The 21,419-nt window shown below is 67.1% G+C and carries 18 protein-coding genes; 8 read left to right on the top strand and 10 right to left on the bottom strand.

Annotated elements, in window-relative coordinates; genetic code table 11:
* Positions 1–245: 245 nt before the first annotated feature.
* Positions 246–1,760, top strand: coding sequence for a succinyl-CoA:acetate CoA-transferase ScpC (gene scpC / locus BLS66_RS06460; protein ID WP_049412239.1), 1,515 nt, complete (start codon positions 246–248; stop codon positions 1,758–1,760).
* 109 nt (positions 1,761–1,869) lie between these two features.
* Here the strand turns inward: scpC and hglS are convergent, their stop codons facing one another.
* From hglS to BLS66_RS06415, 9 genes are all read right to left on the bottom strand, one after another.
* On the bottom strand, positions 1,870–3,234 hold the full coding sequence (gene hglS / locus BLS66_RS06455) for a 2-oxoadipate dioxygenase/decarboxylase HglS (protein WP_053461998.1): 1,365 nt from the start codon (positions 3,232–3,234) through the stop codon (positions 1,870–1,872).
* A 160-nt stretch (positions 3,235–3,394) separates the two neighbouring features.
* Positions 3,395–3,883 (bottom strand): hypothetical protein, encoded by a 489-nt coding sequence (locus BLS66_RS06450; RefSeq protein ID WP_074725460.1) that lies wholly within the window; start codon positions 3,881–3,883, stop codon positions 3,395–3,397.
* 31 nt (positions 3,884–3,914) lie between these two features.
* Positions 3,915–4,667 carry an HAD family hydrolase gene (locus BLS66_RS06445; RefSeq protein ID WP_074725459.1) on the bottom strand — a complete coding sequence of 251 codons (753 nt, stop codon included), beginning with the start codon at positions 4,665–4,667 and terminating at the stop codon, positions 3,915–3,917.
* Between the two features lie 94 nt (positions 4,668–4,761).
* On the bottom strand, positions 4,762–5,172 hold the full coding sequence (locus BLS66_RS06440) for an EF-hand domain-containing protein (protein ID WP_057494561.1): 411 nt from the start codon (positions 5,170–5,172) through the stop codon (positions 4,762–4,764).
* A 232-nt stretch (positions 5,173–5,404) separates the two neighbouring features.
* The gene (locus tag BLS66_RS06435) at positions 5,405–5,776 is read right to left on the bottom strand and encodes a hypothetical protein (protein WP_049468636.1); all 372 of its coding nucleotides are present in this window, start codon (positions 5,774–5,776) and stop codon (positions 5,405–5,407) included.
* A 225-nt stretch (positions 5,777–6,001) separates the two neighbouring features.
* On the bottom strand, positions 6,002–6,715 hold the full coding sequence (locus tag BLS66_RS06430) for a M15 family metallopeptidase (protein WP_053461994.1): 714 nt from the start codon (positions 6,713–6,715) through the stop codon (positions 6,002–6,004).
* Entirely contained in the window at positions 6,648–8,198 is a 1,551-nt protein-coding gene (locus tag BLS66_RS06425) for a serine hydrolase domain-containing protein (protein ID WP_074725633.1), read from the bottom strand. The genes BLS66_RS06430 and BLS66_RS06425 overlap by 68 nt, the downstream gene beginning before the upstream one ends.
* A gap of 23 nt (positions 8,199–8,221) precedes the next feature.
* Positions 8,222–11,221, bottom strand: a complete 3,000-nt coding sequence (locus BLS66_RS06420) for a TonB-dependent receptor (RefSeq protein WP_049468634.1) — start codon at positions 11,219–11,221, stop codon at positions 8,222–8,224.
* Positions 11,222–11,272: 51 nt separating this feature from the next.
* A complete protein-coding gene (locus BLS66_RS06415) occupies positions 11,273–12,745 on the bottom strand; it encodes a transglutaminase-like domain-containing protein (RefSeq protein ID WP_074725458.1) in 1,473 nt (490 codons plus the stop codon).
* A 132-nt stretch (positions 12,746–12,877) separates the two neighbouring features.
* Here BLS66_RS06415 and BLS66_RS06410 point away from each other — a divergent pair, with 132 nt between their 5' ends.
* The 6 genes from BLS66_RS06410 (at position 12,878) to BLS66_RS06385 (ending at position 19,338) form a co-directional block, all read left to right on the top strand.
* Positions 12,878–14,314, top strand: a complete 1,437-nt coding sequence (locus BLS66_RS06410; RefSeq protein WP_074725631.1) for a C40 family peptidase — start codon at positions 12,878–12,880, stop codon at positions 14,312–14,314.
* Complete coding sequence (locus tag BLS66_RS06405) at positions 14,315–15,409, top strand: dipeptide epimerase (RefSeq protein WP_014645715.1); 1,095 nt, start codon at positions 14,315–14,317, stop codon at positions 15,407–15,409.
* A 571-nt stretch (positions 15,410–15,980) separates the two neighbouring features.
* Entirely contained in the window at positions 15,981–16,829 is an 849-nt protein-coding gene (locus tag BLS66_RS06400; RefSeq protein WP_074725457.1) for a MurR/RpiR family transcriptional regulator, read from the top strand.
* Between the two features lie 15 nt (positions 16,830–16,844).
* Complete coding sequence (locus tag BLS66_RS06395) at positions 16,845–17,606, top strand: L,D-transpeptidase family protein (protein WP_074725456.1); 762 nt, start codon at positions 16,845–16,847, stop codon at positions 17,604–17,606.
* Positions 17,603–18,904 carry an APC family permease gene (locus tag BLS66_RS06390; RefSeq protein ID WP_074725455.1) on the top strand — a complete coding sequence of 434 codons (1,302 nt, stop codon included), beginning with the start codon at positions 17,603–17,605 and terminating at the stop codon, positions 18,902–18,904. The genes BLS66_RS06395 and BLS66_RS06390 overlap by 4 nt, the downstream gene beginning before the upstream one ends.
* A gap of 110 nt (positions 18,905–19,014) precedes the next feature.
* Entirely contained in the window at positions 19,015–19,338 is a 324-nt protein-coding gene (locus BLS66_RS06385) for a hypothetical protein (RefSeq protein ID WP_049468574.1), read from the top strand.
* A gap of 45 nt (positions 19,339–19,383) precedes the next feature.
* On the opposite strand, the gene yiaA is transcribed toward BLS66_RS06385, so the two are convergent.
* Positions 19,384–19,836, bottom strand: coding sequence for an inner membrane protein YiaA (gene yiaA / locus BLS66_RS06380; RefSeq protein ID WP_057494759.1), 453 nt, complete (start codon positions 19,834–19,836; stop codon positions 19,384–19,386).
* Between the two features lie 168 nt (positions 19,837–20,004).
* Here yiaA and BLS66_RS06375 point away from each other — a divergent pair, with 168 nt between their 5' ends.
* Complete coding sequence (locus BLS66_RS06375; protein ID WP_074725454.1) at positions 20,005–21,174, top strand: PQQ-dependent sugar dehydrogenase; 1,170 nt, start codon at positions 20,005–20,007, stop codon at positions 21,172–21,174.
* The last annotated feature ends 245 nt before the right edge of the window (positions 21,175–21,419 follow it).

Below are 21,419 nucleotides of genomic sequence, written 5' to 3'. Positions count from 1 at the left end.
CATACGGGGCGACAGGCAATAAAAAAGCCCGCTTGCAGCGAACTGCCAGCGGGCTCTGCTCCCTCCCCCACGTCGGGATGCAGGGCCATCGTGCGGGCTGCGAAAGCAGTTTGCACGCTGCACTGCAAAACAGAACCGGTGGGTATGGGTGAGCCCCTGGGGGAAAAGCCATTCCACGAAGGTAGAACCCCCCGTACGGATGAGGATGGCCGATAATCGGGTTTCCCCCCAGAAACACTGTCGTCATGTCTGTTGATCGCATCGCCAACGCGCGTCTTCGTGACCGCGTGGTCTCCGCCGAGGCCGCAGCCGCGCTGATCCAGCCCGGTGAAACCGTGGCCATGAGCGGCTTTACCGGCTCCGGGTATCCCAAGGCCGTCCCCGTCGAACTGGCCCGCCGCATCGAAGCGGTGCACGCCCAGGGCCAGCCCTTCCAGATCAAGCTGATGACCGGCGCCTCCACTGCGCCGGAACTGGATGGCGCGCTGGCCAAGGCCGATGGCATCGCCATGCGCATGCCGTTCCAGAGCGATCCGGATGCGCGCAACCGCATCAACGAGGGCAAGCTGGATTACATCGACATCCACCTCAGCCACGTCGCCCAGCACGTGTGGTTCGGCTTCTATGGCGAGATCGATACCGCCGTGATCGAAGTCTCGGCCATCCGCGAAGATGGCTCGCTGGTGCCCTCCACCTCGGTCGGCAACAACAAGACCTGGCTGGACCTGGCGAAGAAGGTGATCGTCGAGGTCAACGAATGGCAGCCGGCCGGCGTCGACGGGATGCATGACATCTACTACGGCACCGCGCTGCCGCCGCACCGCAAGCCGATTCCGCTGGTGAACGCCAACGACCGCATCGGCGACACCGCGCTGCGCTGCGACCCGGACAAGATCGTGGCCGTGGTGCGCACCAACGGCCCGGACCGCAACAGCCCGTTCAGCCCGATCGATGCGACCAGCGAGCAGATCGCTTCGCACCTGATCGAGTTCCTCAAGCACGAAGTGAAGAAGGGCCGCCTGCCGCCGAACCTGCTGCCGCTGCAGTCGGGCGTGGGCAACATCCCCAACGCCGTGCTGGCCGGCCTGGCCAAGAGCGGTTTCCGCGACCTGGCTGCGTTCACCGAAGTGATCCAGGACGGCATGCTCGACCTGCTGCGCGACGGCGTGCTGAGCTACGCCTCGTGCACCGGTTTCGCGCTGAGCCCGCAGGCCAACGAGACGTTCAAGGAGAACATCGATTTCTACCGCGAGCGCATCATCATGCGCACGCAGGAGATCTCCAACCATCCCGAACTGGTGCGCCGCCTGGGCTGCATCGGCATGAACGGCATGATCGAGGTGGACATCTACGGCAACGTCAATTCGACGCACGTGATGGGCACGCGGATCATGAACGGCATCGGCGGTTCCGGTGACTTTGCCCGCAACGGTTTCCTGTCGGCGTTCCTGAGCCCGTCCACTGCCAAGAACGGCACCATCTCGGCGATCGTGCCGATGGCCAGCCATGTCGACCACACCGAGCACGACGTGTCGGTGATCGTCACCGAACAGGGCCTGGCCGACCTGCGCGGCCTGACCCCGCGCAAGCGCGCGCAGGTGCTGATCGACAACTGCGCGCATCCGGATTTCCGTCCGCAGCTGCAGGATTACTTCGACCGTGCCAGCCGCGAAAGCTACGGCAAGCACACCCCGCACCTGCTGCCGGAAGCGCTGTCGTGGCACCAGCGCTGGCTGGATACCGGCACGATGAAGGGCTGACCCCGGGTCCGGACATCGGGTAGAGCCGGCCGCTGGCCGGCTCCCCCTACAGCCGGCCAGCGGCCGGCTCTACCTTCACGCGTTGCCCGGCCAGCGGCCGGCTCTGCCTTTACGCGGTGCGCAACGCCGCCAGCGATTCGGCCTGCAGCCGCTCGTAGATCTCGAACTCGTCATTCACCGCCACGCCCAGCGCCTGCTCGAAGGCCTCGCGGTTGGCATGCGCGGCATACGCGCGTTGTTCTTCGCCGCCCAGGTTCGACTGGAAGATGCCCGCGGCACTGACCGGCAGAAAATCCTCGTAGACGATCGGATCGGCCGTGGCCAGGCCTGCGGCCACCAGCACTTCGGCCGGCAGATCGGCCACGCGCTCCGGCGCGGCGCGGCCGGCGTCGGTCAGCTGATAGCGGTAGTAGCCCAATCCTTCCTGGCGCAGCGTGTCATGGTCATCCGGGAAGCTGGCGAACACCGCCTGCAGGCGCTGGCCGTAGTCGCCACCGGTGCTGCCTTCGCCGCCGGCATCACGTGCCTGCGACAGCAGCTGGTCGTACAGCGCGCGGCCCTTCGGGGTCAGCGCAAGGCCGCGCTGTTCGATCTCGCCGAAGCGCGCGGTGTGGGTGCCGGCATCGCCACCGTCCGCATCCGGGAAATGCACGGCCTCTTCCAGCGCCTTGAAGCTGGTCTGGCGCAGCAGGATCGGGCAGGCGCGGCGCGGCGGGCCTTCGATCACCGCCTTGGCCGCCATGCCGTGCTCGATCATCGCCGCCTGCGCGGCGTCGATGTCCAGCGTACGCGGGGTCAGATGGTTGATGTGCGGGCCGCGGAAACTGACCACGTCGGCCACCAGCCGGTGCGCGTTGTGCAGCGCGTGGTAGGTCGGCAGGTCGACCGTGGCATCGCCGTGCCAACGGAAGGTCTCCAGGGCTTCATCGACGAAGCGCTCGGCGTCGGCCTGCGACAGCCCACCGTCACGCTCGGCCTGGTCGATCAGCGCCAGCGCACCGTCGGTGAAGATGCGGCGGCGTGCCAGGATCTTCGCCGATTCGGCACGCAGGGCTTCGTCTTCGATCAGCTCCAGGCGCAGCAGCGAGGTGAACACGCGGAACGGATTCTGCGCCAGCGCCGCGCCGGTCAGTGGCCGGAACGCGGTGGAGTGCACCGGCACGCCGGCCACCGACAGGTCGTAGTAGCCGACCGGGTACATGCCCATCACTGCAAACAGGCGGCGCAGCGTGGCCAGTTCCTCGGCGGTGCCGACGCGGATCGCGCCGTGGCGCTCCTCGTCCAGGCGCGCACGCTCGTCGTTGCGTTGCAGCTGCGCGGCCAGTGCCGGGTCCTGGGCAAGCACCTGCGCGTTGATCCGCTCCACCAGTTCCACCAGCGTGCCGTACAGCGGCACTTCGGTGCGGTACATGCGGGACATGGCCTGCGCGAACAGGCGGCGGATCACATCAGGCGAAACGAAAGAGGCGCTCATCAGTCACTCGATTACGGGAACAGGGAACAGCTCGGACCCGTATTGTCGCCGGAGCGCGGTGCGGCGGCGATATGCAGAGCAACATGACCGGGTAGCGCCGGCCGCTGGCCGGCAACCTCCTGATGCCTGGAAGGGTGCAGTTGCCGGCCAGCGGCCGGCACTACCGCTTCAACTGTCGCTTCAGCGTGGCATCCAGGGTAATCGGCCGGTCCCAGTGCCGGTAGCTGGCCACGATGGCGTGGCGCACGGCACGGTAATGCAGGTTCTCCGGCCTGGTGGGCATGCGCTTCACCACGGCCTCCCAGCCCCCCTCCGGGTTCTGGCTGAAGGCGCGCACGCTGTCGCGGCAGGTCTGTGCGCTGGCCTTGGCCCAGAAACAGGCGAAATAGATATCCCCGGCCTGCCAGCCATGGGTGGTGAACAGCGCATTGAGGTAGCCGCGGGGGACATCGGCGTAGCGCGACACTTCATCGAGGAAGGCGTCGGGGTAGCGTTCGGCGTAGTGGTTGATGTCCTGCAGCTGGGCATCGATCCAGCGGTCACCGGTTTCCACCGTGTAGTCCGCCGAACGCTCGGCGGTCTGCTGGGCCAGCACGGTGGCCGGCACCAGCAGCAGGGACAGCAACAGCGCGCGCAGTCGGTGGTTCATGCCCCGATTCTGCCGCAGCCGCCGCGCCCTGTCAGGCTGCCGCGGCGGCCTTGGCCTCGATCGCCGCCAGCGCAGCCGGCCAGTCGCGGGCAGTATCGGCGGTGACCATGCGCGGCTCGTCATCGGCCACGCCGTGCTGGGTCTCGTGGGCCCAGGTCACCGCATAGGGGGTATGCACGCCCCAGCCACCGAGGGTGACCACCGGCTCGATATCCGAACGCAGCGAGTTGCCGACCATCACGAAGCGCTCCATCGGCAGGTCGAACTCGGCCAGCACGCGAGCGTAGGTTTCCGGGTCCTTCTCGGAGACGATCTCGATGCGCGGGAACAGCTCGCCCAGGTTGGCGGCCTTGATCTTCGCTTCCTGGTGGAACAGGTCACCCTTGGTGATCAGCACCACCGGGTAGTGCTCGGCAATGGCCGCCACCGCGTCACGTACCCCGTCGATCAGCTCCACCGGGTGACGCAGGGTGTCGTGGCCGATATCGAGGATGCGCTGGATGTCCCGGGCGTCGATGCGCTGGCCGGTGATGTCGATGGCCGCTTCGATCATCGACAGGGTCATGCTCTTCACGCCGTAGCCGAAGGTGCCCAGGTGGCGCTGCTGCACTTCCAGCAGGTGGCGCGCGGTCTGGGTGTCGTGCACGTCGACGTAGCGCGACAACAGGTCAAGGTAATCCTGCTCGGCCTTGCGGTAGTAGTCCTCGCTCTTCCACAGCGTATCGTCACCGTCAAAACCGACCAGGCCGATGGCGCGCGATGGCGCAGGCATGGAGGTGTTCATCGGCCAAGGATACAGGGGCCGCGATGACGGGAAAAACCCGGGCGGCCACCGCCGCCCGGGTTCCATGCACCGGTCTTCCCGAATCTAGTCTGGATCAACGGCCCTGCGCCGCGCCGGCACCCGCGCCGGCCTGCTGGGCGGCCACGTAGGCCTTGTACTCGTCGGCGCTCAGCTCGCCGTCCTTGTTGCTGTCGGCCTGGTCGAACACCTGGGCCAGGCCCGCGTTCACCTGGGCCTCGGACTTGCTGATGGTGCCGTTGCCATCGGTATCGATGCTGGCCCAGGTCTGGCCACCGCCGTTGGCCTGCGCCGAGGCCGCTGCAGCCGCGTTGGAGGCCTGGTCGGCCGCCTGGCCCGCCTGTGCCGCCGCCTGCTGGGCCTGCGCGGCTTCATTCTGCGCATGCGCGGCCTGCTGCTTGGCCGACTGGGCCATCGCCGGGAGGGCCAGCACGCTGGCGGCGGCGACGATCAGGGCGATCAGGGGCTTGCGGTTGCGAATAGTCATCAGGGGTGTCTCCTACCTGTTGGGTGGTGTTGCGCGGCCTGTTGTTTCCGCACGGCACCTACCCTGCCACCGCGTTTCTGAATCGATTTTGCCCCTCAACCGGCGCCCACACGCATGATTAACCACTGGCCAGCGCGCATGCGTTAGCGCGGTGGTTAGCAGGAAGTGAGTGGCTCATAAGCCCGGCATTCAACGCGTTGGCGTTTAACCGCGAGGCAACGAAAAACCTGCGTCAGTCGACGGTTTTTTCCGATGACCGCGAACTGAACATCACCCAGCCCAGTGCGACCCCGGCCAGCGCGCCGGCGATTTCCAGCACCACCCGGCTGCCGAGTTCGTTCGGATCATGGATGGTGGCCAGGAACAGGCGCGCATACAGCGGTGATTCCAGCCGCACGATGCCCATGTAGAACAGCTTCCACGCATCGATGCCGGCGGAGATCACCACCGAGATGACGCAGGCCCAGCCGATCGCATGGCCCATCGACCAGTGCAGCAGCCGGCACAGCCGCGACCACAGCAGGTACACCAGCAGGCCGACCAGCAGGGCGATGGCGCCCGCTTCCAGGGTGCCGAGCAGGCCGAAGTGCAGGGGAAGGTTCATCGCGTGGGCAACAGTGGGATGGCGGCCAGTGTAAGGGATCTGCCCCGGACCCAATCCGCTGGCCCCGGTAGATCCACGCCATGCGTGGATGAATCTCCATCGAGATCGAATATCTCCGGGGTTGAACGGAAAGCACCCACGCATGGCGTGGATCTACCGTGTCGACCAAGGTCGACAGCTACCAAGAGCAGCGGAAATTGTCGAGGGCGCCCCTGCCAACAAACGCTAAAGCACTGGGACGTCGTACGCGGTGCCGGGATCCGGTTCGGGCTGCAGGGTGTAGTGCCACCACTCCTGCGGATAGTTGACGAAGCCGTGGCGCGCCATCGCCTGCACCAGCTGACGGCGGTTCGCCTGCTGTGCAGCGCTCAGCCCGCGGGTCTGGGTATGCGCACGCGGGCCAAAGAAATCGAAGTCCGTGCCCATGTCCAACGGCGTGCACGTTCCGCTGCGGCAATCCAGCAGGCCCAGATCCACCGTGGCACCGCGGCTGTGGCCGGAGCGCTCGGCGATGTAGCCGTCGGCCAGCAGGCGCGGTTTGTCCAGGTCAGGGTATTGCAGGGCCTTGCGCGAGCGTTCGTGTGGATCGTTCACCCAGGCCATGAAGGCCTGCACCGAACGCACCGGCCGGTAGCAGTCGTAGAGGCGCAGGCCGAAGCCATCGGCGCGCAGGTCCTGTTCCACCTGTGCCAGTGCCTTCGCCACCGGCGCCAGCAGGTAGCACGAAGGCGCCTCGTAGCCGGGCACGCGCGCGCCGGTGAAGTTGTTGGCGCCGGCATAGCGGATATCCAGGTCGATGCGCGGCGACACCGTGCGGATCTCCACCAGTCCGGCACTGGCCGCGTCGGTGGCCGGTGAAACGCGCGGTGGCTCAGCGGCGCCGGTGGTCGCCGCCAGCGCAGTCGCCAGTACGAGTGAAATGCAGGTCCTGGAAGTCATAGCTGAAGTCGATGTCCGGATCGATGGCGCGCAGGTCCAGCGTGGGCGACGCACCGTCCCCGGGTTGCAGCCAGGCCTGTGCGTCGTCGCCCAGCGTATCCCAGCGCAGCAGCCAGCGCCCCTGCAGCTGCAGCACAGCCGCCTGCAGCCGGGGCGACTTGTGCACGCTGAAACGCAGGCCGTCCTTGCCCGGGCACAGCGAGGCCGGCCCCAGCCACGGATCGGTGTAGCGGCCCTGCCAGCGCGGCAGATCGGCGTCCGATGTCGGCCGTGCCTCCGACGTCGCCGGCCGCCGACGGCCGCTTGCCGCGCGCGCCGCCTGGTCTGCCTTCAGTTCGGCCAGGTACTCCAGCGCCGGACGCGCATCGTCCGGCGCCGTAAAGCGCTTCAGCGCGGCCTGCATCAATGCGGTACGCGCATCCTCTCCATCACCGTTGATCAGCATGACCACGCCCACCTTGCGGTCGGGCAGCAGCGCCAGCGACGAATACATGCCGGACAGCGTGCCGGTGTGCGCCACCTTCCACTGGCCGTCCATGTCGGACACGCGCCAGCCATAGCCGTAGCCGTAGAAATGCGCGTTGTCCCAGCGCCGCTGGCGCTCACCCAGCGGCATCGGCATGTGCAGGGTCCACAGCGTGCGGCGCTGCTCCGTATCCAGCCAGCCGGGCGCCAGGGTGGGATCGAGCAGCACCTGCATCCAGCGCGTCATGTCGCGCAGCGAACACCGGATGCCGCCAGCGGCCATCGACGGCAGATCCGGGCTGATGTCAGCGTCGGCGTTCACCACCTCATTGTGATCGCCGCGCCAGGCATGCGGCTGCGCCACGTTGCCCACGCGCTTCACCGACCACGCCCCCACCTGGCAGCGCGACAGGCCCAGTGGTTCGAACACCTGCTCGCGCATCAACTGGTCGTACGGCTTGCCACCCGCCGCAGCGGCCACTTCGCCAGCCACCACGTACATCAGGTTGTCGTAGGCATAGTGGCTGCGGAAGCTGCTGACCGGCGTCAGGTGCGCCAATCCGGCGATGATGTCGGCGCGGGTGAATGCGTTCGGTTCCGGCCACAGCATCAGGTCCCCGGCGCCCAGGCCCAGGCCGCTGTTGTGGATCAGCAGGTCGCGCACCTGCATCTGCTGGCCCACCCATGCATCGTGCATGCGGAAGCCCGGCAGATGCCGCTGCACCGGATCATCCCAGCGCAGCCTGCCCTGCTGCACCAGCCGCGCCAGCAGCGCGGCAGTCATCGCCTTGCTGTTGGAGGCGATCTTGAACAGCGTGTCCTCGTCGATGCGGCCGCCATCGCCACGCGCGCCCTCGGCGTGGCGATAGACCACCTGCCCGTTGTCGACCACCGCCATGGCCAGCCCGGGCAGGTGCTCGTGCCGGACCACGGCGGCGACATCGGCCTCGACGGAGGCGGTATCGACCGCCGCCGCCGGAAAAGCCACCAGCGCGGCCAGCATCCCCAGTGCCTGCATGCGCATCGTCCCGGCACCGGGCCTCAGTAGGCCCAGGTGACGGTCAGCTGCGCGTAGCGCGGCGACTGGAAGCCGGTGCCGTAGCGGTACAGCGGGTTCGGCGTACCGATGCTGTCCTGCGGCTCGTAGTCCTGGTCCACGGTCACCACGCGCTGCTGGTTGAGCACGTTGTACACCGCCAGTTTCAGGCGCAGATCGGTGGGAATCGGCACCTTGTACGAGACGCTCACGTCCAGGTCATAGGTCCAGGGCGTGCGGCCGTCGCCACCGCGTGGCGAATGCACGAACACGCGCTGGGACGGAACCGTCGACTGGCAGTTGGACACGCACACGTAGTAGCTGTGGAAGTCGGTGTCGTCGAACGGATTACCGGCGCCGAAGCGGGTAATCGGGCTGCCCGACTGCACGCCCAGCGTGGCCGCCACGCTGAGGTTCTCGGTCAATGCGTAGCTGCCACGGAACTTGAACTGGTGGCGGCGGTCGTTGGCCAGATAGCCGTAGCCGCGGTAGTTGACCCACGGGTTGTCGAAGTTCTCGGTGCGCCCTGCGTCGGCGAAGTCGGTATCGGAGTTGACCGGGCCTTCTGCGTTGCCGCGACCGTATGCAAGGGTGTAGGAGGCGTTGAAGCCCCACTTGCCGTCCCAGGCGCGGTCGACCTGCAGTTCCAGCGCCTTGTAGTCACGCTTGGGCTTCACCCAGCCGCGCTGGCCGACGTAGTTGCCGTTGTCGTCGTACAGTGCCCAGCCTTCCTTCGACGTATCGATGCTGATCCAGCCGTCGTTGCGGCCATCGCAGTCGGTGTCGCCCCAGACGGTATTGGTGCGCCCGGGGTTGCCCATGATCCACACCCCGTCGATGGCACCACACTGGCCGGTCGCGGTGATGTTCATGTCATCGATGGCATTGTGCAGGCGGCGATAGGTCACGCTCGCCCCCACCGACCAGGCTTCGTTGATCATCTGCTGGAAACCGAGGATCGCTTCGTCCTGGTAGACCGGGTCCATGTCCCGGTTCACTTCGGCACGCAGGTCCGGCACGCTGCCGTCGCCCTGCGAGTTGTCCACCGGCCCGATCTGTGCGCCCAGGTTGGGGATGTTGTTGGCCGCGCCGCTGTAGCCGAGGAACTCATACCAGGTCCGCTCGTCGAGGAAGCCACCGGCCTGCTTGATGTTGATGACGTTGGCCACCGGCAGGAAGTATCGGCCCAGGTTGCCGAACACCTTGGTCGTGCCATCGCCGCGCACGTCCCAGGAGAAGCCCAGGCGCGGGGCCAGCATGTCGTCGATCTTGATGTAGCTGCTGCCGTCGCCGCCCTTGTTGTCGAAGGCTTCCAGGCGCAGGCCCATGTTCAGCAGCAGATTCGGCGTCACCTGCCAGTTGTCTTCCAGGTAGTAGGCCGAGTTGATCGTCTCGAAGGCCCCTTCCACTTCATAGCGACGGGTGCGCGCGACCAGGCCGCTGGCCGGCACCACGCCACCATTGAGCGGACTGCCGGGTGTGCGGGCATAGATGTCATAGCGCAGGCCGCCGGGCCCCGGGTAGGCACGGCTGTAGTCGGAGGTGTTCTCTTCGCGGTCCAGGCCGAAGCGCAGCAGGTGGTTGCCCAGCGTCCATTCGAAATCGGCGCGTGCAGCCTTGCGGGTGTCCAGCGCGGATTCCAGCTGCGAGCTGCTGGTGCAGCCGCGGTCACCCTGCAGCGATGGCGGCACGCCCTGGCTGGCGGTGCGATTGTCGAACACGCGGTTGCAGTTCTCGTCCATCAACGAGCTCTGCACACGGTTGCGCTTGTTCTCGCCGTACATCAGCTTCATGGTCAGGTCGTTGTTGACCTGCCAGCTGTAGGTACCGGACCAGTTCTTGCCACCCACCGTGTTGTAGATCTGGTTGCTGCGCTCGCCCACGGTCTGCCCCGTGGCGTAATCGTAGGCGTAGACGTCGGTGAGGGTCTTGCTCTTGTCCGAGAAGCCGAACAGCGACAGCATCTGGTTGTCGGTGATCTGCCAGTCGATCTTGCCGCCCCAGAACGGATCATCGGCCTTGCCCTGGCTCAGGCGCGTACCGGCGTCATTGGTCGAGGTGGGGCGGTAGTCGCGCGCCTCGTACATGCCGAAGAAGAACAGGCGATCCTGCACCAGCGCACCGGAAGCGAACACATTCAGCGCGCTGCGGCTGTAGTCGTCGCGGCTGGCGGTGATGTAGCGGCTGCCGCTGCCGTCGTAGCGATCACGTGCCTGCGATTGCCATGCCCGCGGCTCGAACACCAGCTCGGCGCCGGCCTTGAAATCGTTGCTGCCCGAGCGGGTCACCGCGTTGATGACACCACCGGTGCTGCGCCCGAACTCGACCGAGTAGCCGCCGGTCTTGACCTGGAATTCCTGGTAGAACGAGAACGGCACCGACGAGAAGCCGACCCGGTTGTAGAAGTCGGTGACGTTCAGGCCATTGATGTAGACGGTGTTCTCGGCCACCGACGAACCGCCGAAGGAAATGCCCTGCCCGCCGAGTGACCCCTTGCCCTTCACGGCTCCCGGCGCGAGCAGCGCTACGGCGGTGATGTCACGGTCCACCGGCAGGCGCGACAGCTCCTCGCGGGTGATGTTGGTGGCCGACTCGGTGGACTTCACGTCCACCATCGACACCACCTGCGGCGCCCGCACTTCGACCGTGCCCAGGGTACTGACCGCACCCAGCGGCACGTTGACCGTGGTGGCACTGCCGAGGCTGACCGTCACCTGGCCGACGCGGCTGGCCCCTCCGCCGGGCAGGCTCACCTCCATGTCATAGGTGCCGACCGGCAGCAGCGGAATGCGGTAGCTGCCGTTGGCGTCGGCCTGCACGGAGCGGACGAAGCCCGTTGCCGGGTTGCGTACGGTCACCGTGGCACCGGCCGGGACCTGGCCGGCATCGCTGACCAGCCGGCCGACCACTGAACCATCCTGTGCGAATGCGCTGGGCGCGATCACGCCCAGACACGCCCCGAGAGCGACGCACAACGCCGCCCGCTTGATGCTGTAAGCCTTCATCCCCTGCTCTCTCCTGCAAGAATTGAATGGTGTGGAATGCGAGGTGTCGCGCTAGCGTTGCCTGGCTGGCAGTACCCGCCACTGGAAGTCGTAGCTCCATTGGTCGAAGTACAGGTTGCCGCCTGCCCACTCGGCCTCGCCACGCTGCGAGTCGACCGTTTCCGAGCGGTAATGCTGTTTGGCCGGCACGAAGGGCTGGCCGAAATCATCGTTGAAGGCGATGCGGTAGCCATCGAGGCCACCCAGATAGAAGTCGCGCAGCGCCGGTACATCGCTGGCCAGTGCGCCAGTGGTCACGTCCATCGGCAGCCAGCCATACGGCGCCAGGTAGACCTGTCCCCAGTCATGCAGGTTGTTGTAACCACTGCCATCGTCGGAGAACACCATGCCCGACTGCCAGCGTGCGGGAATGCCGTTCAGGCGCAGCAGTGCGATCAGCAGCAACGTCTGCTGCCCGCAGTCGGCATGGCCGGCACGCAGCGCGTAATCGCTGATGTTGCTGAGCGTGGAATATTCGCGCGCACCGGCCCACGGAATACGGTCGACCGCGGCAAACAGCCTGCGCACCACTTCATACGGGCGCGTCTCGCCCTGCAGCACCTGGTCGGAGAACAGCTTCAGCGCCGGGGTGAAGCGCACATGGGGCAGCTGTTCGGCCAGATAGGGCTTCAGGGCCGGATCGGCCGGGGTCGGTTGCACCACGGCCGGGTCGATCGCGGTATGCCGGGCGAAGATCGTGACCGCGTAGCGGATCTCGAAGCGGGTCGGCTGCCCGGCCACCGCGTTGGCTTCGAGGTAGGCGGTGCGTTGCTGGGTATGGGCCGGAGCCACGCGCGCCTTGCCCGGGGTGCTGCCCAGCCACTGCACCTGCTCCTGCTGGCCGGGGATCTCGCGCGGGTACGGAATCCAGGCACGCACGGTCTCGCCGGCCGGCACCGCATCGGCCTTCACCGTCAGCGATTGGATGAATTCGATGCGCTGCGGCAGCACCGACGCCTTGCCACGCTGCTCGGACGCGGCCACCACGCGCGCGTGGTGTGCGTTGAGCACTTCGTTCGGGCCCGGAGCGGGCATCGGCGCATCGGCGCGGCGGCGCGCGCGTGCTTCGTCGCTGAGCAGGAACAGATTCGACGGCGCGCGCTTGAAGTACCAACGCTCGCCGTCGATATCGAGATGCTCGATCAGGCCAAGCTGGTCCCAGCGCGCGAATTCCTCGTCGGTCAGGTCGGGAATCCAGCGGCGTACGGCGGCCTTGGCGGCAGCCTGGTCGAGGCTGAAATCCAAGCGGATGCGGCGCATGCGCTCGCGCTGGAAGGCCCCGTCGGCGGTATCGCCTGCCGTTGCCAGCAGCGCTTGGGCATCGCTGAAGCGACCGCTGTCGATCAGGTCGATCACCTGCGCCTGGCGCGCCCGCTGCTGGCGGCTATCCCCATCCGTGGCCTGCGCGGCAGACGCCCACAGCAGCAGCGCGGCACACAGGCCGGCAGCAGCAGGCAGACGTGGTTTGCGAACGGCAGGATCCACAGCGACACTTCCCCAGCGCGGGTGGTAACGGCTGTGTAGCACGGGCCGGGATGCCGGTCAATAATTTATTCTTGCTTTCGCCGCCGAAAGGAATAAATATTCCAACAGGCATTCGAGGAGGGTGTGCAGCGCATGATCCTGGCTTCCCGCGAACGGCACCGGCGTTGGCCGCGCCGCGTGTCCCTGGCGCTGTGCCTGCTGGCCGCACCGGCCTTTGCACCGGCGGCACCACCACCCGACCCGGGTGCGCCGCTGCCGTATGTGATCGGCCTGCACGAGGCCTACCTGACGCCGCAGTACTGGGCCGCGCGACTGGACAACGCCGATGCGCCGATCCTGGACCGCGCGCAGATCGAGGCGCAGAACGCGCGGATGCGGGCGCAGGACAGCCACCTCCAGGACATCGCGGCGTTGCCGGCGCAGCTTGATGCGGCGACGGTGCGTGCCAGCATCACCGCGCTGTCGCGCTGGCCCGCACGCGCCCTCTACAGCGACAAGGGCCAGCCGATCGCGCCGGCGCTGCGCAGCGCGATCGAAGCCAACCTCGGCCTGGATGCGATCCCGGCCGAGGTGGCACCGGCCTACGGGCTGGTTGTGAAGCGCGCGGCACTGCGTACCTTCCCCACCCGCGAGCGCGTCTTCAGCAGCGTCGATGACACCGATATCGACCGTTTCCAGGAATCGGCACTGTTCCCCGGTGACAAGGTCGCCGTGGTCCATCGCAGCGCCGACGGCCGCTGGCTGTTCGTCCACAGCGAGCGCTACAGCGCGTGGATCGAGGCCGAGGCCATCGCCAGCGGCGACAAGGCCACCGTGCTCGGCTACGGCACGAAGGGCCCGTACCGGGTCGTCACCGGTGCCACCGCGCAGACCGCCTACACCCCGGAAGAGCCGCGTGTCTCGCGCCTGCAGCTGGACATGGGCGTGCGCCTGCCGGTGTTGGCCGACTGGCCGGCTGCCGATCCGGTGAACGGCCAGCAGGCGCACGCATCGTGGGTGGTGCAGTTGCCCGTGCGGGAAGCCGACGGCCGCCTGAAGCTGGTGCCGGCGCTGCTGCCACGCTCGCAGGACACTGCCGCCGACTACCTGCCGCTGACCCCGCGCCTGCTGCTGCAGCAGGCGTTCAAGTTCCTTGGCGAACGCTACGGCTGGGGCCACGACTACGACACCCGCGACTGCAGCGGCTTTGTGTCCGAGATCTACCGCAGCTTCGGCGTACTGCTGCCGCGCAATACCAGCGCGCAGGCGGTCAGCCCCGCGCTGGATCGGCTGCCCTTCACCGGCAAGGACGGCAAGGCGGTGCGCGGCCGCGCCGTCACCGACCTCCGTGTTGGCGACCTGGTCTACATTCCCGGCCACGTGATGATGGCCATCGGCCACGTCGACGGCCGCACCTGGGTGATCCACGATACGGCGGGCGGCAGCTGGTTCGGTGCCCACGGCAGACGTGTGCAGGCCCATCTCAATGGTGTTTCGGTCACGCCGCTGGAGCCGATGATGGCCAGCGATACCGTCCGCTACATCGACCGCATCACCAACATCCAGCGCCTGCGGGCCAAGACCCCCTGAATGAAGATCACTGCCATCGAACTGGGCATGCTGCGCGTGCCGTTGAAGACACCGTTCAAGACGGCCCTGCGCACGGTGGAAACCGTCGAGGACGTGGTCGTCCTGATCCGTACCGATACCGGCAACACCGGTTACGGCGAAGCCCCGGCCACCGCCGTGATCACCGGCGATACGCACGGCTCGATCATCGAAGCGATCCGCCACTTCATCGCCCCGCGCCTGATCGGCCAGGACGTGGTCAACCTCAACCACCTGTGCACGCTGGTGCAGACCGCCATGGAGCGCAACACCAGCGCCAAGGCGGCGGTGGAGATCGCACTGTACGACCTGTGGGCGCAGCTGCACGGTGCCCCGCTGTACCAGATGCTTGGTGGCGGCGACCCGGTGATCACCACCGACATCACCATCAGCGTGGACTACATCGACAAGATGGTGGCCGATTCGCTGTCGGCGATCGAGCGCGGCTTCGAGTCGCTGAAGATCAAGGTCGGCAAGGACATCGGACTGGACATCGAACGGGTCAAGGCCATCCACGCCGCCGTGGAAGGCCGTGCCCTGCTGCGCCTGGATGCCAACCAGGGCTGGACTGCCAAGCAGGCGGTGCATGCGATGCGTACCCTGGAAGACGCCGGCGTGGTGCTTGAACTGCTGGAGCAGCCGGTGAAAGCCGCCGACATCAGCGGGCTGAAGTACGTCACCGACCGCGTCAACACGCCGGTGATGGCCGACGAAAGCGTGTTCAGCCCGAGCCAGGTGATGGACCTGATCCAGCAGCGCGCGGCCGACATCATCAACATCAAGCTGATGAAGACCGGCGGCCTGTCCAACGCGATCCGCATCGCCGACATTGCCGGCATCTACGGCGTGCCGTGCATGATCGGCTGCATGATCGAATCGAGCATCAGCGTGGCTGCCGCCGTGCACCTGGCCGTGGCCAAGAGCGATGTGATCACCAAGGTCGATCTGGACGGCCCCTCGCTGGGCCAGTTCGACCCGGTCAGCGGCGGCGTGCATTTCAACGAATCGGAGATCAGCATCAGCGACGTGCCGGGGCTGGGCATTACTGAAGTGCGTGGGCTGGAGATGCTGGGTTGATCTGTGCCTTGCGGCTGGCCTGGCGTACAACTGACGTTGGGTCGCGCGTTGCTTTTCTTTTCGCGAAAAGAAAAGTAACCAAAAGAAACGCTCCGCCCGCGAGCCGACGTGCTGCGCACGCCGGTGCCCTGCGCTCCTCGGTCCGCCGAGGGACGGCGCGGAACTCGCTGCGCTCAGACACCCGCGCCTCTTCGCCCTCGCCGGACCTGCGGTGCTCGGCTCGCTTGAAGGCGGACTCAACGTCAAAGGCAACAACTGCATCCCGTGGATCCACGCCATGCGTGGATGCTTTTGCTCTTGCTTCTGCTCTACCCCGTATCCCTTTCGCGGCTGGCACGCGCGCGATCTGTCCGGGGTCGGGCGGGTGGGGCTTGCAGGGGCGTCCTGCCCAACCCCGGTCTTGCCGTTTGCGCAGGACAGCGCAAACGAGCAAGCGCGGCCAAGCCTCCGTGGACGGATTCACGGCGTCCCCTGCAAACCCCACCCGCCCGACCCACTCCATGACCTGCTCTACGCTGCCAACCGCAACGCGTTCCCCTATGCTCCAACGCACGCCCCTCGGACACCCCGCATGCCGCCCCTGCTGAAGATCCGCACCGAGCGCGGGCAGATGTCGGCCATCGAGCGCCGCATCGCCGACTTCATCCTCGACAACGCCCACCTGCTGCGCGACTACTCGTCCCAGCAACTGGCCAGCGCGTTGGGCATCAGCCAGTCCAGCGTGGTGAAGTTCAGCCAGAAGCTCGGCTTCAAGGGCTACCCGGACCTGAAGTACTCCATCGGCCAGGACGTCGCCCGCGCCGGTGCCGATCCGCAGCAGGCGCCCGACGAACCCGACAGCGGCGATGACTACCTGCGCCTGGGCGAGGCCCTGCGCCGCAGCAAGGCGCAGGCCGAAGAGGAAACACGCCAGGCCAATCCACGCGCGGAGATCGAGCGCATCGTGCAGCTGCTCGACGGTGCGCCCAAGCTGTTCGTGTACGGCCTGGGAGACGACGGCCTGTTCGCCCGCGAGTTTGCCATGCGGCTGTCGCTGCTCGGGCTGCTCGTGGTACCCCACACCGACCCGATCCTGATGCTGGCCAACCTCTCTGCCGCACGGCCCGGTGACGCGCTGCTGGTGTTCTCCGAGTTCGGCAACCTGCCCCAGCTCTCGCAGCTGTCGCGGCAGTTCCAGGACATGGGGGGCAAGGTGATTTCCATCACCCGCCACACCGCCAACCCGCTGCGCGCGCATGCGGATGCGGCCCTGGCGGTCTGCGCCCACGACCGCACGCCGCAGGTCGCGCAGCTGCTGTACCGTAGCGCCATGCACGCCCTGCTCGATTTCCTGTTCGTGCTGCTCTGCCATGCCAATCCGGATCGCCAGCAGCAGCTTGCGTTGAACCTGGAGCGGATCGACCACCTGCTGGATTCCTGACCGGAGCGCATGTTGATGAGATCGCTGGTCCGCCTTGCCACCACTGCACTGCTGCTTGCCACAGTGGTGTCCGTTCACGCTGCGCCGCTGGATGGCGCGCGCCAGCTGATCGTGGTCATCAGCGATGGCTGGGACAGCACCCAGGGGCAACTGCAGGCCTATGTGCGCGACGGCAAGGGCTGGCACCCGCATGGCCAGGCGTTCCCGGTGGCGCTTGGCCGCACCGGCAGCGCATGGGGCCTGGGCCTGCATCCGGCACAGGCCGATGGCCCGCAGAAGCAGGAAGGCGATGGCCGCAGCCCGGCCGGCATATTCGCGCTCGGCAGCGCGTTCGGCTATGCGGTCACCCGCCCCGGCACCGTCATGCCCTACCAGCCGATGCTGGACAGCAGCTACTGCATGGACGTGCCCGCCTCGCCGTTCTACAACCGCATCGTCGACGAGAAGAAGGTCGGCAGCGCAGCGGTCAAGGGCTCCACCGAGCCGATGCGGCTGGACCTGCACAACAAGGGCGACGTGCGCTACCGGGAAGGCTTCGTGATTGCCCACAACCCGGACAACCAGCCCGGCAAGGGCAGCTGCATCTTCGCCCATCTGTGGCGCCAGCCCGGCGAGGCCACCGCCGGCTGCACGGCCATGCCGCAGGAACGCATGCAGGCACTGCTGGACTGGCTGCGGCCGCAGGACGCGCCGCGTTTCGTGCTGCTGCCGCGCGCGGAGTACAAGCGACTGCAGGCGCAGTGGCAGCTGCCTGCACTGCAGGGAGACGGCCGTTGAGCGCGCAGGACGAACCGCAGCTGCAGCGCGCGGTCAGCCGTTGGCAGATCGTCGGCCTGTCGATCAACGATGTGATCGGCAGCGGCATCTACCTGCTGCCGGCCGCCACCGTCGCCCTGCTCGGCCCCTTCAGCCTGTGGGGCGTGGTCGCCGCCGGCATCGTCGTGACCTTGCTGGTGCTGTGCTATGCGCAGGCCGCCAGCTACTTCGATGAACCCGGCGGCAGCTACCTGTATGCACGCGAGGCCTTCGGCCGCTTCGCCGGTTTCGAGATCGGCTGGATGATCTGGCTGACCCGCATCAGTTCGGCGGCCGCACTCAGCAATGCGCTGGCCGATGCGGTCGCGCGCTTCTGGCCATGGGCCGGTGCCGGCCTGGGCCGCATCGCGGTGATCGTGGTGTCGCTGGGCTTCCTCACCGGCATCAACATCATCGGCGTGCGGTCGGCCGCGCGCACCGGCGTGGTGCTGGTGATCGGCAAGATGCTGCCGCTGCTGCTGTTCGTGGCCATCGGTGCGTTCTACATCGACCCGAAGCTGGCCTTCTCCGGCCAGCGCCCGGACCCGCACGACCTGCAACGCATGGGCGAGGCCGCGTTGTTGCTGCTGTACGCCTACGCCGGTTTCGAGAACATTCCCGCCGCCGCCGGCGAGTACCGCAATCCGCGCCGCGACATTCCATTCGCGCTGATCACCATGATCATCACCGTCACCGTCATCTACGGCGCGGTGCAGGTGGTGGCACAGGGCACGCTGGCCGGCCTGGCCAGCTCGGCCACGCCGCTGGCCGATGCCGCCGCTGGATTCGGTGGCGAAGCACTGGCGCTGATCCTGACCGTCGGTGCCACGATCTCCATCCTCGGCACCAACAGCAACACGATGATGATGGGCCCGCGCTTCCTGTTCGCGCTGGCACGCGATGGCTATGGGCCGAAGATCCTGGCCCAGGTGCATCCGCGCTTCCATACCCCGGCCGCGTCGATCCTGTGCCAGGGCCTGATCGCGCTCGGCCTGGCCCTGTCCGGTTCGTTCGTGCAGCTGGCCCTGCTGTCGATGACCACGCGCCTGTTCGCCTACATCGGCACCGCCGCGGCGGTACTGGTCCTGGCCAAGCGCTACGCCGACCGCCCGGGCGCGTTGAAGCTGCCCGGTGGACCGCTGATTCCGGTGCTGGCACTGCTGCTGTGCCTGGCCCTGTTTGCCAGCGCCAGCTGGCAGAACATTGCCGCCGCACTGGTCGCGTTTGCCATCGGCGCAGTGATCTACACGCTGCCGCGCAAGGATGCCAGCACCGGATGACCGGCCGCATCAGGCCGTGCCGGTCGGATTGATCTGGCAATCACGTCGCTGGACCGGGCCATTAACCATCGGGCCGGCATGATCGGGTTTCGTCCACCACGGAGCCCTCCATGACCGAGTACCAGATTCCCGGCCGCGTGCCGGACGACAGCACCCCGCGTGATGCGATCAGCAACTACTGGCGCGAGCGCTACACCGCCGAACCGTACTACGACGACCAGCTGTTCTTCGAGGACTACGAGCCGGCCTACCGCATCGGCCACGCCGCGCGTGCACAGGACATCATCCGCGCCTATGAACAGGTCGAGGCCGAGCTCGAATCACGCTGGGCCAACGAACGCGGCCGCAGCCGCCTGGAATGGGCGCAGGCACGCAATGCGGTGCGTCGTGGCTGGGAGGATGCACAGCTGGCGGATCCGCAATTGAAGCGATAGTGCGCTGCTGCTGTAGAGCCGAGCATTGGGCTCGGCTCTACACATTCACTCCTGTTCCGGCAGCGGCGGCACGATCGCGCTGCGCTTGCTCTCGCCACCACCAGCGGCGATCAGGTCGCGGGTATTCTTCTGCACCGCCACCGCACCGAACAGCGACAGCGCATACGCCATGCCGTAGAAGCCTTTTTCACTGGGTGCCAGCGTGGCATTCCACAGGCCGACCAGCAGCAGCATCAGCGCCGACAGCAGCGCGAACCAGCACAGCGCGTAGTACAGGCCGCTCACCGGAATGCCTTCCACGCGATCGCGCACGCTCTTCTGCAGCGAGACCGCCGCGAACAGGCCGAACAGCAGCAGGGTCAGGTAGTAGCCCTTCTCGTTGAGTGCCATCGTGGCGTTGAACAGGCCGATCAGGTACGCCGCCGCCCCCAGCAGCAGCGCCACCCACGAGGCGGCGATGAAGGCGGTGGACGGCTTGTGGGGTATTGCAGTGTTCATTGAAGGTCCTTGGCAGGCAGGCGGGCACGCTTTGCCCGGGCGTGCCCACCCTAGACGATCGCGCTGCGCTCGCACAGGGGTCGCAGGACCTTCGGGCCACGACGCTCACGGCAGCGGTGGTATACAAGGGAACGCCCGGCCATCCGCATCCCCGCCCTGGAGATACCCATGACCCGCACGCCCCTGCTGCTCGCCCTCGGCCTGGTGCCGATCCTTGCCACCTCAGCCTGCAATGCCGCCGACCCGGCCGCCAACGGCGCCCAGACCGCAGCGCCCGCAGCCTCCACCGCTGCCGACCAGCGCCCGTTCACCGCCACCGAAGTCAGCCGCTTCGACCAGCCGTGGGCGATGACCTTCCTGCCTGATGGCAGCCTGCTGGTCACCGAGAAGCGCGGCAAACTGCAGCACCTGGACCTGGCCAGCGGCCAGAAGCACGAGATCACCGGTGTTCCGAAGGTCGCCTATGGTGGTCAGGGCGGTTTCGGCGACGTCATCCTGCACCCGGATTTCGCCCGGAATCATGTGGTTTACGTCAGCTATGCCGAGGAAGGCACGCTGGATACCCGCGGTGCTGCGGTGGCCCGGGCCACCCTGGCACTGGATGCCAGCGGCGGTGGCCAGCTGAAGGACCTGAAGGTGATCTGGCGGCAGAGCCCAAAGGTCAGCGGCGAAGGCCACTACGGCCATCGTCTTGCCTTCGGCCCGGACGGTAAGCTGTGGATCAGCTCCAGCGAGCGGCAGAAGTTCGATCCGGCCCAGGACATGGGCAGCAACCTCGGCAAGATCATCCGCCTGAACGACGATGGCAGCCTGCCCGCCGACAACCCGTTCGCTTCGCAGGGCGGGGTGGCCGCACAGGTGTGGTCGCTGGGCCACCGCAACATCCTCGGCATGGCCTTCGATGCCAGCGGCAAGCTGTGGGCTCACGAGATGGGCCCGGCCGGCGGTGACGAACTGAACCTGGTCGTGCGCGGCGCCAACTACGGCTACCCGATCGTTTCCAATGGTGACCATTACGATGGCCGCCCGATTCCCGACCACGACACGCGCCCGGAATTCGCCGCGCCGAAGGTGACCTGGACGCCGGTGATCTCGCCGGCCGGCTTCGTGATCTACAGCGGCAGCCTGTTCCCGCAGTGGAAGGGCAGCGGCTTCATCGGCGGCCTGTCGTCCACCTCGCTGGTGCGCGTGGCCTTCGATGGCGACAGCGCGCGCGAAGCCGAGCGCTTCAACATGGGCGAGCGCATCCGCGAAGTGGAACAGGGCCCCGACGGCGCGCTGTGGCTGCTGGAAGACGGCAGCAAGGCACGCCTGCTGAAGCTCACGCCGAAGACCTGAGGTAGTGCCGGCCGCTGGCCGGCACCCTGGATCCTTCCAGCATCCTGCGGTTGCCGGCCAGCGGCCGGCACTACCCTTGCCAGACGGCCCCGCATGCGGGGGACCTTCACTTCGGTCTTCGTGATGGGCGAGCGCACCCGACGGTGCGCTGTGGCTGCTGGAAGACGGCAGGTAGTGCCGGCCGCTGGCCGGCACCCTGGATCCTTCCGGCATCCTGCGGTGGCCGGCCAGCGGCCGGCACTACC

This window comes from Stenotrophomonas pavanii, from assembly GCF_900101175.1.
GTDB lineage: Bacteria > Pseudomonadota > Gammaproteobacteria > Xanthomonadales > Xanthomonadaceae > Stenotrophomonas > Stenotrophomonas pavanii.
The sequence above is the reverse complement of the archived record's forward strand: the minus strand, read 5'-3'. Positions and strand labels throughout refer to the sequence as shown.

Bases quoted from the DNA above. Each gene is read 5' to 3' on its own strand.
- BLS66_RS06385 (WP_049468574.1), top strand. From the start codon at position 19,015: ATGACCGAGTACCAGATTCCCGGCCGCGTGCCGGACGACAGCACCCCG.
- BLS66_RS06430 (WP_053461994.1), bottom strand. From the start codon at position 6,715: ATGACTTCCAGGACCTGCATTTCACTCGTACTGGCGACTGCGCTGGCG.
- yiaA (WP_057494759.1), bottom strand. From the start codon at position 19,836: ATGAACACTGCAATACCCCACAAGCCGTCCACCGCCTTCATCGCCGCC.
- BLS66_RS06425 (WP_074725633.1), bottom strand. From the start codon at position 8,198: ATGCAGGCACTGGGGATGCTGGCCGCGCTGGTGGCTTTTCCGGCGGCG.
- BLS66_RS06450 (WP_074725460.1), bottom strand. From the start codon at position 3,883: ATGAACCACCGACTGCGCGCGCTGTTGCTGTCCCTGCTGCTGGTGCCG.
- BLS66_RS06395 (WP_074725456.1), top strand. From the start codon at position 16,845: ATGAGATCGCTGGTCCGCCTTGCCACCACTGCACTGCTGCTTGCCACA.
- BLS66_RS06375 (WP_074725454.1), top strand. From the start codon at position 20,005: ATGACCCGCACGCCCCTGCTGCTCGCCCTCGGCCTGGTGCCGATCCTT.
- scpC (WP_049412239.1), top strand. From the start codon at position 246: ATGTCTGTTGATCGCATCGCCAACGCGCGTCTTCGTGACCGCGTGGTC.
- hglS (WP_053461998.1), bottom strand. From the start codon at position 3,234: ATGAGCGCCTCTTTCGTTTCGCCTGATGTGATCCGCCGCCTGTTCGCG.
- BLS66_RS06445 (WP_074725459.1), bottom strand. From the start codon at position 4,667: ATGAACACCTCCATGCCTGCGCCATCGCGCGCCATCGGCCTGGTCGGT.
- BLS66_RS06410 (WP_074725631.1), top strand. From the start codon at position 12,878: ATGATCCTGGCTTCCCGCGAACGGCACCGGCGTTGGCCGCGCCGCGTG.
- BLS66_RS06435 (WP_049468636.1), bottom strand. From the start codon at position 5,776: ATGAACCTTCCCCTGCACTTCGGCCTGCTCGGCACCCTGGAAGCGGGC.
- BLS66_RS06420 (WP_049468634.1), bottom strand. From the start codon at position 11,221: ATGAAGGCTTACAGCATCAAGCGGGCGGCGTTGTGCGTCGCTCTCGGG.
- BLS66_RS06400 (WP_074725457.1), top strand. From the start codon at position 15,981: ATGCCGCCCCTGCTGAAGATCCGCACCGAGCGCGGGCAGATGTCGGCC.
- BLS66_RS06405 (WP_014645715.1), top strand. From the start codon at position 14,315: ATGAAGATCACTGCCATCGAACTGGGCATGCTGCGCGTGCCGTTGAAG.
- BLS66_RS06440 (WP_057494561.1), bottom strand. From the start codon at position 5,172: ATGACTATTCGCAACCGCAAGCCCCTGATCGCCCTGATCGTCGCCGCC.